This is a genomic window from Parafannyhessea sp. (assembly GCF_051876455.1).
Classification (GTDB): domain Bacteria; phylum Actinomycetota; class Coriobacteriia; order Coriobacteriales; family Atopobiaceae; genus Parafannyhessea.
Genome location: NZ_JBJEHW010000164.1, coordinates 1 through 2,107 on the forward strand (window position 1 = coordinate 1; position 2,107 = coordinate 2,107).

The following is a 2,107-nucleotide window of genomic DNA, read 5'->3' on the forward strand; positions in this document are numbered from 1 at the left end:
GGCATGGGCGACCTTGTGGCAACGTGCACCTCTCGCCACTCGCGAAACCGCACCTTTGGCGAGGCGTATGCCAGGGGCACGACGCTCGAGGAGTACGAGTCGTCCACCGGCATGGTGGTCGAGGGTGCCCGCGCGGCGCTCAGCACGTGGGAGCTCGCGCACGACCGCGACATCGAGGCCCCGCTCACGGACGCGGTGCACGCGATCCTGTACGAGGGTAGGAAACTGGACGACGTCATCGGGCTCCTGCTCGACAGGGACCCCCACGTCGAGTTCTACGGACTCGACGGCGTCGAGTAACGAGGGAAGGGCATCATGCCAGACAAGAAGATCCTCATAGCACCGTCGGTCCTCTCGGCCGACTTCACGAGGCTCGGCGACGAGCTCGAGAGCATCAAGGACGCGGACCTCGTCCACTACGACGTGATGGACGGGCACTTCGTTCCCAACCTGAGCTTTGGCACGGAGATCCTTCGCCAGGCGAGAAGGGCGACCGACCTTCCCCTCGACGTCCACCTCATGGTGAGCAACCCCGAGGAGCAGGTCCCCTGGTACCTGGACTCCGGCGCAGACATCGTGACGTTCCACTACGAGGCGCAGACGCACGCCAACCGCATCGTCTCGCAGATCCACGAGGCGGGCGCCAAGGCGTGCATGGCGCTCAACCCGGCGACGCCCGTCGCACTTCTGGACAGCATCATCGAGGACCTCGACATGGTCCTCGTGATGACGGTCAATCCGGGCTTTGGCGGGCAGAGCTTCATCCCGTCCTCGCTCTCGAAGCTCAGGGCGCTCCGCAGGCTGTGCCACGAGCATGGCGTCGCCCCCGACGTCGAGGTCGACGGCGGCATCGGGCCCGATAACATCGCCGAGGTGGCGGCTGCCGGCGCGAACGTCTTCGTCGCGGGCAGCAAGGTGTTCAACGCGAAGGACCGCTCCGCCGCCATCGGGGCGCTGCGTGCCAACGCGACGCTCGGCACCACGAAGAGGGCATAGGGGGATGCGGGACAATATGACCGAAAGGTTCGTGTATCTGGACTATGCCGCCTCCGCGCCCATGTGCGAGGAGGCACTCGCCGCCGAACGCGACTACGAGGCGTCCGAGATAGCCGGCGCCAATCCCAACTCGCTCCACACGCTGGGGCGCATGGCCTCGGCCAAGCTCGAGTCGACCCGGCGCGTCATCGCGAAGGCCGTGGGCGGAGGCTTCAGGCCCGCGGACGTGACGTACACGTCGGGCGGCACCGAGTCCAACAACCTCGCGCTCTACGGCCTTGCCGAGGGCGCCCGCGACCGCGACCGCAACAGGACGCGCGTCATAGTCTCCGCTATCGAGCACGACTCCGAGCTCGACGTGGTGCCGGCGCTGCGCAACCGCGGCTTCGAGGTCGAGCTCGCGCGGGCCAACCGGCAGGGCGTCGTCACGCCCGAGACCGTCGAGTCGCTCATGGGTCCCGACGTGGCACTCGTCTCGGTCATGAGCGCCAACAACGAGACGGGCGTCATCCAGCCCGTGGGTAAGATCGGCGCCGTGGCCCACGCAGCCGGCGCCCTCATGCACACTGACGCCGTGCAGGCGTTCGGGCGGATCCCACTCGACTGCGCCAACGCGGACGCCGTGAGCATCGCCGCACACAAGATCGGCGGCCCGGTCGGCATCGGTGCCCTTCTCATCCGCGGACGCACGCCCTTCAGGCCGCAGGCCTTCGGTGGCGGGCAGGAGCAGGGCAGGCGTCCCGGCACGCAGGACGTGCGCTCGGCGCTTGCCTTCGCGGCGGCCGTGAGGCACTGCTGCGACGACCTCCCGCGTCTGAGGGAGCTCGTCCAGGGCCGCGCCAACGCGCTCTACGCACGGCTCTGCGCTGAGGGAACGGGCATCCTCCCCACGGTCAGCACGCACGTGGACGAGGGAAGGCTCCCGGGCATGGTCTCGGTCATGGTGCCGAGCCTCGACTCCGAGACGCTCATCCTAAAGCTGGACGCGCGCGGCTTCGAGGTCTCCGCGGGATCGGCGTGCTCCTCGGGCTCGCTTGACCCAAGCCACGTGCTCTCCGCCATGGGCATCGCTCGAAGGGACGCCCTGGGGTCGCTCAGGATATCGTTCGAC

Annotated in this window: 3 protein-coding genes; all 3 read left to right on the forward strand. The window is 68.3% G+C overall.

Features of this window, described 5'->3' with window-relative positions; translation table 11 throughout:
- A partial coding sequence (locus ACI38Z_RS07240) for an NAD(P)H-dependent glycerol-3-phosphate dehydrogenase (protein WP_439789520.1) occupies positions 1-300 on the forward strand: 300 nt, incomplete at its 5' end.
- Between the two features lie 15 nt (positions 301-315).
- Entirely contained in the window at positions 316-996 is a 681-nt protein-coding gene (gene rpe / locus ACI38Z_RS07245) for a ribulose-phosphate 3-epimerase (RefSeq protein ID WP_439789521.1), read from the forward strand.
- 16 nt (positions 997-1,012) lie between these two features.
- Positions 1,013-2,107 (forward strand): cysteine desulfurase family protein (locus tag ACI38Z_RS07250; RefSeq protein WP_439789522.1); only part of this gene is annotated, 1,095 nt, incomplete at its 3' end.